The sequence below is a fragment of the Photobacterium galatheae genome, assembly GCF_000695255.1.
GTDB lineage: Bacteria > Pseudomonadota > Gammaproteobacteria > Enterobacterales > Vibrionaceae > Photobacterium > Photobacterium galatheae.
Genome location: NZ_JMIB01000018.1, coordinates 12827 through 22191 on the forward strand (window position 1 = coordinate 12827; position 9365 = coordinate 22191).

The following is a 9365-nucleotide window of genomic DNA, read 5'->3' on the forward strand; positions in this document are numbered from 1 at the left end:
ATGGATAACACTGGATATTCAGAGGCACTGGAAAATTATATCCATGCACATGAAAAGCTGGAAATGTTAGCTGTCCATTTAATGGCCTACGGTATAGAAAAAGTAAAAAATAAAAAAATTGCGACATCAAATCCGGCGATCGAAAAGTTATATCGGGCTTGTCAGTTTGCTTTGCAGCATGCCGGGTTATTGTCTGCAGAACCGGGGGCGTCTTCGTTCGCCGTCAATGTCTCGCGGGTGAAACCGCTCAACGAACTTGCGGCTCTGAAACAGGAATGTCTGGCGCTGTCACCCAGTATTGATGCGCATATCAAGCTGCTGCTGCATTGTGCAGAACATCTCCCGGCGGTGCTGATTGGCAGGTGCAGCGGACTGGAAGTGTTGTTCCCCGGCGGAGAAGCGACACTGGTGAGCAGGGCTTATCAGGGCAATGTATTACAGGATTATCTGCACAATAGTCTGGCTGAGGCGGTTTGCCATTCACTCCGGGATGCGAATGAAAGCAAGAAGATACTGGAAGTGGGGGCAGGTACCTGTGCTGCCACGACAGCGGTCTTACAGAAACTGAGCCTGCTTGAACAGCCGCCGGAACTGTGGATCAGCGATATATCGCCCAGCCTGGTCAATGCCGCCAGACAACAATATTCAGCGGTCTATCCGTTTACACATTATGGTGTGTTGGATATTGAACAGCCTCATTTCACACAGCCAAGTCAGGAACCGCTCTGTCAGGAACCGTTTGACCTGATTTATGCGTCGAATGTACTTCATGCCACCAGTGATATTCATATGGTATTAAAAAACTTGGTGTCTCAATTCAAACCTGGCGGAAAGTTAATCATTAATGAGCTTGTACGATTTTCTGCATTTACCACGATGACGTTTGGATTAACGCCGGGCTGGTGGCTGTTTCAGGACGCCATGAGAATTGAGCATTCCCCGCTTTTAAATGAAACGGGGTGGAGCCACGCATTATCTGATGCCGGATTTCAAAAGATTGCGTTTTATTATCCAGCCCTGAACGATCGTGTTTATTCCGGTCAGGCTCTGATTTCATGTGAATGGCTGCCGTAGCAAACATATCGCGTCATTCAACGGGTATTTTAAATGATGAAAGGAGGAGGTCATGGTGTCTTCGCGTGAAGAAACACTGGTGACGTTAATCACGTCGTATTGTCTGAAACCCTCGGATGATATGGCTGTGCGTATTTCCCGCCGGGTCTCCCGTGACTTATCTGATATTGCTTCCATTGCCGCGGTGAGTGTGACGCATGAAGCCGGAAAAATGGCGCTGCTGATTCAGCTGGACATCACGGATGCCCGGGAATTATCCAGCGCTCAAATGCAAGTGAGCGCGCAACTGAACGCACAGTTGACTGCGGTGCGGGCATTGATCGACCTTCAGGTGGTTGGTGGTACGGCTGCGCTGTGTCCCGGCGATGCACTTCACATCCCGGAGACTGCAGCGGTGTCATTGGCGTCTGCATTTCAGCGCACGGTCAGTCAATCTCCGGAGACCCGGATCGTTTGTTATGGTGCAGACGGCTGTCAGGTCGCTCTGGATTATCGGGCGCTCTGGCAGAAAGCCCGGCAGGTTGCTTCCGGGCTGCAGGCAACAACAGGACATGAACCGGAACCGGTTGTGATCGTCTCGGGTGATATTGCCGAATATCTGACAGCCTTCTGGGGTTGTGTGCTGGCAGGTAAGCCTTCACTGACGGTGATGCTGGCCGCAGATTACACACTGGCCGATCAGCATACGGAAAAACTGACGCAGGCGCTGGCGGTGCTGGATGCCAAATGGGTTTTGTGCTGTGAACAGGGAGCAAGCCGGTTACAGCATTTTCCGCCCGCAGCCGAACGTTTGCTGACGGTCAGCCGTCTGGCAGAAACGGGGGCTTCATCCGCGACAGAACAAATCGCTGTGCACGAGGTCAGTCCGCTGTTTTATCAGCTGACTTCCGGGAGCACAGGGCAGGCGAAGGTGATTCCGGTCACTGAGCAGGCTGTGACAGCGCAGATTCACGCCGTGAATCAGCACTGCGGTTATCAGGCCGAAGATGTTTCGCTGAACTGGCTGCCGTTTGATCATGTGATTGGATTGCTGGCCGTGCATTTGCACGATGTTTATCTGGGACGTCAGCAGGTGCATCTGCCGACGTCGCTGGTGATGGCGAATCCGCTGCTGTGGCTGCAAAAGATGGCGCAGTATCAGGCGACTCATTGTTTTGCCCCGAATTTTATTTTCAAGCTCGTGCTTGAACAGATCGCGAAAGAAAGACCGCAGACACTGCCCGATTTATCCCGGGTCAGACAAATTGTCAGCGGAGGCGAAGCCGTTTCCCCGTCTGTGGTGGCTCAGTTTATTGCGCAATTTGCGCCGGCCGGGCTGGGTCAGCATGTGATTCAGCCGTCATATGGTATGGCTGAAGCTGCCGCCGGTGTGAGTTTCGAGCAGCACTGGGACCCGGATTCGAGCGTGATGCATGCCGGAAATACGGAGGGGATTTCTTCATTGGGGAAACCTTTGCCGGGGATGACCATTCGCATTGTCGATGCACAGCAACAGCTGGTGAATCAGGGTGAGATCGGTGAAATACAGTTGCTGGGGCGCAAGTTGTGCCATGAGGGATCCGGATGGTTCCGGACCGGCGATTTAGGATTGCTGGATCAGGGGAGGCTCTTTGTCAGTGGCCGGCTGAAGGATGTGATCATTATCAATGGCGCAAACTTCTATTGCCACCAGCTTGAGCATCTGGTGGGCTCGGTCGAAGGGGTGTTACCCGGATGGGTTGCTGCTGTGGCGGATCGGCGTGCTGAACAGGAAAGTGTGGCCGTTTTCTTTGTGCCTGAACATCAAGCATGGGTGAACCATGAAGATGACCGATATTTACCGGTGATCCGGGCGATTCGCGCGCAACTGGCGAAGCATGCCGGGATTCGTGCATCGGCCATTGTGCCGTTAACCCAGCAGACCCTGCCCAAAACAAGTATCGGGAAAATCCGCCGGACTGAGCTGCAGGATGCGCTGATGCAGGGGGCCTTCGACACGCGCCTTGCCGGGCTGACGCTCGCTGAAAACCGCTTGACGGCGGAGACAGCAGAGCCCCATCAGGCAGCGTTGACGGCGCTATGGTGCGAAGTGCTCGAAGTGGACCGGTGCAGCCCGCAGACCAACTTCTTTGAAATGGGGGGAAGTTCTGTGCTGGCGGCTCGTCTGATTGCCAGGATAAATCAGGTATTCGGCCTGAGTCTGACGCCTGTCGTGCTGTTTGAAGCGCCGAATATTCAAGCGATGGCGGCATTGATGACCTCAGAAAAAGCCACCCCAGAAAAGGCAGTCACAGAAAAGGCCGTCACAGAAAAAACAGGCACCGAAAAAACAGGCACCGAGACCCCGGCGGAAGACGGGCAGTGTTCAGGTGTGGCCATCATCGGGATGGCGGGTCAGTTCCCGAATGCGCCGGATCTGGAAACCTTCTGGCAAAAGCTGGTGGCCGGGGAAGACATGATGTCGACTTTTACCGCTGAAGAGCTGGCGCTTCATGATGCACCGTTGTCCCGGCAACAGGATTATGTCCGACGCGGCGGAAAGGTACTGGGGACGCATGCGTTTGACGCTGCATTTTTTGAGTACGCACTTCAGGATGCAGAACTGATGGATCCGCAGTCTCGTCTGCTTCATCAGCAGTGCTGGCATGCCCTTGAACAGGCCGGTTACGTTTCAGCCCGGGATACCGGGAAAATCGGTGTGTATCTGGGTGTCAGCAGCCGTCATAACCGGGACTGGATGCGGCGGGCAGAACAGCGGGTGGATTTGCCGCAGTTATCCGACACGATGTCGTTTGAAACCCTTGCCGACCGGGATTTTATTGCCACACGCATTGCGTATGCCATGCATCTGAATGGCCCGGCCGTGACGGTTCAGACGGCCTGTTCAACGGGCTTAGTGGCGGTTCACACCGCGGTTCAGGCCATCAGAAACGGCGATTGTGACATGGCGCTGGCAGGCGCGGCTGCGGTGGGTGCAATTCAGCAGGGATATCTTCGTCAATCCGGCATGATGCTTTCTGAAAGTGGCGTCTGCCGTCCTTTTGATGCAGATGCCGACGGGACGATTTTTACGGAAGGTGTGGGCGTCGTTGCGCTGAAGTCTGCCGCGCAGGCGCTGGCAGATAAAGACAATATTCTGGCCGTCATTCAAGGCAGTGCCATCAATAACGATGGTCATCAGAAGGTTGGTTATCTGGCACCGGGCGTGCCGGGTCAGGTTGCGGTGATTGAACAGGCTTATCAGGATGCCGGTGTCGCACCGGATTCAGTCAGCTATGTGGAAGCACATGGCACAGGGACACAAATTGGCGACCCGATTGAGGTGAAAGCGCTCGCCCGGGTCCTGGGACATCGTACCGTGGCTGACTGCCGGCTCGGGGCGGTGAAAAGTAACCTGGGGCATGCCGAAGCAGCCGCGGGTATGGCGGGGCTGTTCAAGACGGTTCTATCGCTGAAACACCGGTTTGTACCGCCGACGCTGCATTACCGGCAGGCGAATCCGCACATTGATTTTGATGCCCTCCCGCTGACAGTGAATGACCGGGGCTGGGACTGGCAGGGCGCGATGGAACCGCTACGTGCCGGTGTCAGTGCGTTTGGGATCGGGGGAACCAATGCCCATCTGATCCTTGAACAGGCACCGGGACGACAGACAACGACTGCCGCCGATGAAACATGGCGTATCCTGCCGGTTTCAGCCAAATCGACGGCAGCCCTGGCCGCGCAGTGCAAACAACTGGCTGACTCTCTGAATGACACGCCGGATGAGGCCCTTGCAGACATTGCTTTCACGCTGACGTACGGCCGTGAACATTTTGCTTTTCGTCAGGCGGCCGTCTGTCGTCAGGGAAGTGAAGCCGTTGCGCAATTCAGGGCGGTCAATCCGCAGGGTATCTCTCAGGCGAAGTCGGTCTTTTTCATGTTCCCGGGGCAGGGTGCACAGTATCCGGGCATGCTTGCTGAACTGTATCAGACGTTGCCGTCATACCGGGACATTGCAGACCAGTGTTTCTCCTGGCTGCCCGATACGCTTCGTCAGGCATTAACGGCTTTGATGTGTCAGCCGTCTGAGACGGTATTTCAGGATACCCGGCTGGTCCAGCCCGCGCTGTTTATCTGTCAGTATGCACTCGGCCGTTTGCTGCTGTCGTGGGGGATCACCCCGCGCGGCATGATCGGCCACAGTATTGGCGAATATGCCGTAGCTGCGCTGGCGGGCGTGATGTCTGCTCAGGATGCACTGCAACTGGTGGTGCGCCGTGCCGAACTGATGGCACAGACGGCACCGGGCCGGATGCTGGGGGTGTCTTTATCTCAGGAAGCCGCGACTGCGTACCTCAGCCAGACGGTGAGTCTGGCCGCGGTGAACGGTCCGGCACAATGCGTGCTGTCTGGTGAGGTTGAAGCCATCACACAGCTCGAACAGCGGCTGGCGACAGAAGGGATTGCCTGTCAGGCATTGCCGGTCGGGCAAGCCAATCACTCCCACCTGATGGCGCCGATTCTGGATGAGTTCAGACAGGCCGTGGCTCAGATTCCTATGCAGCCACCACAGATACCTTATCTCTCCACCTGCACCGGGGACTGGATTGGCGATGAGGTCGTTCAGCCGGATTACTGGGTGCGCCATCTGCGCCAGAGCGTACAGTTTCACCACGGGATTGAACGTGCGATGGCGGAGCCGGATACCTTGTTCATTGATATGGGCCCCGGCAAAACACTGGGTGCACTGATCCGCCGTCATCCGGCGCTGGGTGAGTCACATTCAGTCGTCCATCTGACACGCCATGCCAAAGAAACAGCGGCTGAACCGGAAATTCTGCTGAATGCAATCGCCCGGCTGTTTGAACAGGGATGTGAGATCAACTGGCACGCCCTCCCGTTCCAGAATCAGGGACAGCGTATTGCGTTGCCACTTTATCCTTTTGATGCACAGCAGTTTGACTGGGTGATGACCGGCCAGACGAGTTACCGCGACTTTCATACGCTGTCTTCCGTCGTGGGTTCGTCGCTGAATGGCAAACGGCCGCGTCCGAAGCTGGAAACCGCTTACCGGGCACCGCAGTCTGAGGAAGAACGGCAGATCGCAGCCCTCTGGGAAGAAGAACTCGGGATTGCAAGCATCGGACTGGATGATGAGTTCTTTGCGCTGGGCGGAGATTCTTTAGTGATGCTGAGACTGGTGAATAAGCTCAATCCGCTGTTCTCTGTGTCACTGACCGTACAGGGCATGATGGATGCGAAGACAGTTGTTGAACAAGCCACGCTGATTGGCTTGCTCAAGAGCCAATTGGACGATGACGAAGAGGACGTCATGCTGGATTTAGGAGAGTTGTTATGAGTCTTGTCGAAGATTTTCTGGCAGAACCTACTGTACTGAGCACGTCAGACAGGCAATACAAAACGATTCAGGACTTATATGCATTGTCTCTGGGAGATGTTTTTCAGCAGGCGTTTCATGAGTTATCACAACAGGACAAAGTGAATGCCTGTCGTCCGCTGAGTGAGCATGAGGCGGATTTCACCAATATCCGGATGAGTCAGTCGCCCCTGTCTGCCGAGTCGTACCGGGCATTTTTTGAAAAGGAAGTCATCGGACATTCGGTCAATCTTCTTTCTCCGAAGTTTCTGGGCCATATGACGGCGCCTTTACCCGGGTTTATGGCCGATATGACGACGGCCATCACGCGGCTGAATCAGAATCAGGTGAAAGTGGAAACATCTAATGTGCTGACCCTGATTGAAAGGCAGGTGATCGGCGAGCTGCACCATAAGGTATTCGGGGCTCCGGAACGGTTTTACCGTCAGAGCCTGCAAAACCCTGAACAAAGTCTTGGGGTGATCACCAGTGGCGGCACCATGGCAAACATCACCAGCCTGAGCTATGCGCTGAATAAAGCGTTTGGTCCGTCAGCGGGGTTTGACGGCATCACAAAAGCCGGGCTGTTTGCGGCGATGCGTCATTACGGCTATCAGGATGTTGTCATTCTCGGCTCACAGCGGATGCATTATTCAATCGATAAAGCCGCAAAGCTGATGGGACTGGGCGAGCGCAGTGTGGTGCGGATACCGGCAACGGCCTCCGGGCATGTGGATCCGGTGGCATTGAGACGCAAACTGGACGCATGCCGTCAGAATCAAACTTTCGTGCTGGCTGTTATCGGGATTGCAGGGACCACAGAGACCGGCCATGTTGATCCGCTGGCCGAGCTGGGGGAGCTGGCGCGTGAGTACGGGGTGCATTATCACATTGATGCGGCCTGGGGGGGGGCGTACGCGCTTTCTGAAAAACACCGGGCACTGGTTCAGGGGATTGAACTGGCCGACACCGTTGCCATCTGCGCCCATAAACAGCTTTACGCACCGATGGGGATCAGTTGCTGTCTGTTCAAATCAGCTGATTTTGCCCGTGATTCAGAAAATAACACCAGCTATCAGTGTAAAAAAGGCAGCTATGACCTGGGACGTTACACCATTGAAGGATCACGGCCCGCATCTGTTTTGCTGTTGCATGCCTTGCTCAATTTATGGGGAGAGGTCGGCATGGCGAAAGTCTTTGACCGCGGGCTGGTATTAACGGATTACCTGGTGTCGCGACTGGCGCAGAGTGACGAGTTTTATCTTTATTACCAGCCTGATCTGAATATTGTGGTTTACCGCTATATGCCACCCCATCTGCGCAGTTTGGCTGAGCAGGGCATACCTTTCACCGATCTGCAGCGACAACAACTCAACCAGATGAATGCTGCGATTCAGCAACAGCAGTTTCAGAAGGGAGATACCTTTGTTTCCGCAACCACCTTACGAGAGGTGACCGGGGACTGTGTGGTTTTCAGAGCCGTGCTGTGCAATCCGCTGGCCACCGAATCGGATATTGACGTCATGCTGGAAGACCAGAAGCAGATAGCGGTCTCTGTCGCACGTCGTTTTGATCATGTGAATTCCTTTGATTTCAGGGTGGGTAAATGAGCAATATTTCAAGACGAACCTTTTTCAAAGGCGCTGCACTGGCAGGGCTGGCCGGAGGAACCGGTGCCTGGCTTCTCTCCGGTCAACAACCCTCCGTGAACGCGCTGGAAGATTTGCTGGAAAATGCGCTCACTGATTTACCGGCAGCTAGTCTCAGCGCAGCTCTGATCAAAAATGGCGAACTTGTGTGGGGCAAAGGTTTTGGCTATCAGGATCTGGAAAGCCGGGTGCCGGCGACCATGGACAGCATCTGGCCGACGCTGGGCTCTGTCTCTAAGCTGGTGACCTGGACAGCACTGATGCAATTGGTGGAACAGGGGAAGGTTCGACTGGACGATGATGCCAGTGAGCACTTGGGGTTCACATTACGCAATCCGCACTTTCCGGACACACTAATTACGCCTTATCACTTGCTGACCCACAGCTCGTCGCTGTCGACCCGAAGAATGACGTCGGCACCAGACAGCATGGCTGATTTCTTCTGCAAGCAGGATTCGGCTGATCTGCAAACCTGGGTCACGACGAATTTATCGCCACAGGGGGCCCAATACAATCCGGATCTGGCATTTGATCCTTACCGGCCGGGAGATTTTTCACACGTAACACCGGACCCCATTGGCGTGATTTCAGGTTATTCGAGCTTGAATACCATGGTCGCAGCCTATTTGATTGAACAGGTGAGCCGTCTTTCGTTTGAAGACTATGCCCGGCAATTTATTTTTGCGCCCTTAGGTCTGAAGGATATCGGCTGGCAAAAGGCTGAACTGGATCAGCAAAAAATCATGACGCCTTACGAGGCCAAAAACAGCCCGCGTGCGCCAATCATGGCGGTATTTACCCACCAAATGAAAGACAGAGGGTATTTGAGCCGGACCGCTGTTTCGGCGGATGACCATAAAACCTATTTTGCCTTTGATGATTGCAATTACTTTTCACCGTTTAATGCCGCAGCGTTATTAGGATCTTCTACCACTGCATTTGTCACGCTGATGCGTTCTTTTCTGCCTCAGGATAAAACCGCACCCGCTTTGCTCAAGAGAGAGACCCTTGCACGCATGTGGCAGGTTCAGCGCCATGATCCGAGTACGGGCAGTACGCTTGGGCTGGGATGGTTTCAGTTCAAATCCCCCAGATACGGGACATTCTGGGGTCATGATGGTGGCGGGCCGGGCATTATTTCACGCGTCATGATTGACCCGGAGAGCGGCAATGGCGTGGTGTTGTTGATTAATAATTTCTTTGTAGATTTCAGGCAAAGAGCCTATTTGCTGGATCAGTTGTGCGCATCGCTGAAAGCAGTGTGACAGTCAGGTGTCTGAACAATCAGCGGTCGTTGAATCCAT

The 9365-nt window shown here is 54.4% G+C and carries 4 protein-coding genes; all 4 read left to right on the forward strand.

The genetic code is table 11. The annotated features are described in order from the left end of the window. Genes EA58_RS09180 through EA58_RS09195 form a run of 4 tightly spaced genes read left to right on the forward strand, consistent with a single transcriptional unit; the run spans position 1 to position 9326 of the window. Positions 1–1074 carry a class I SAM-dependent methyltransferase gene (locus EA58_RS09180; protein WP_036751656.1) on the forward strand — a complete coding sequence of 358 codons (1074 nt, stop codon included), beginning with the start codon at positions 1–3 and terminating at the stop codon, positions 1072–1074. A 52-nt stretch (positions 1075–1126) separates the two neighbouring features. Next, a complete protein-coding gene (locus EA58_RS20870; protein ID WP_051641982.1) occupies positions 1127–6394 on the forward strand; it encodes a type I polyketide synthase in 5268 nt (1755 codons plus the stop codon). Beyond that, positions 6391–8022, forward strand: a complete 1632-nt coding sequence (locus EA58_RS09190) for an aminotransferase class V-fold PLP-dependent enzyme (RefSeq protein WP_051641983.1) — start codon at positions 6391–6393, stop codon at positions 8020–8022. The genes EA58_RS20870 and EA58_RS09190 overlap by 4 nt, the downstream gene beginning before the upstream one ends. Next, positions 8019–9326: a serine hydrolase domain-containing protein gene (locus EA58_RS09195; RefSeq protein ID WP_036751657.1), complete on the forward strand. Its 1308-nt coding sequence runs from the start codon at positions 8019–8021 to the stop codon at positions 9324–9326. Before EA58_RS09190 ends, EA58_RS09195 begins: the two co-directional genes overlap by 4 nt. The last annotated feature ends 39 nt before the right edge of the window (positions 9327–9365 follow it).

Bases quoted from the DNA above. Each gene is read 5' to 3' on its own strand.
- EA58_RS09180 (WP_036751656.1), top strand. From the start codon at position 1: ATGGATAACACTGGATATTCAGAGGCACTGGAAAATTATATCCATGCA.
- EA58_RS20870 (WP_051641982.1), top strand. From the start codon at position 1,127: ATGGTGTCTTCGCGTGAAGAAACACTGGTGACGTTAATCACGTCGTAT.
- EA58_RS09190 (WP_051641983.1), top strand. From the start codon at position 6,391: ATGAGTCTTGTCGAAGATTTTCTGGCAGAACCTACTGTACTGAGCACG.
- EA58_RS09195 (WP_036751657.1), top strand. From the start codon at position 8,019: ATGAGCAATATTTCAAGACGAACCTTTTTCAAAGGCGCTGCACTGGCA.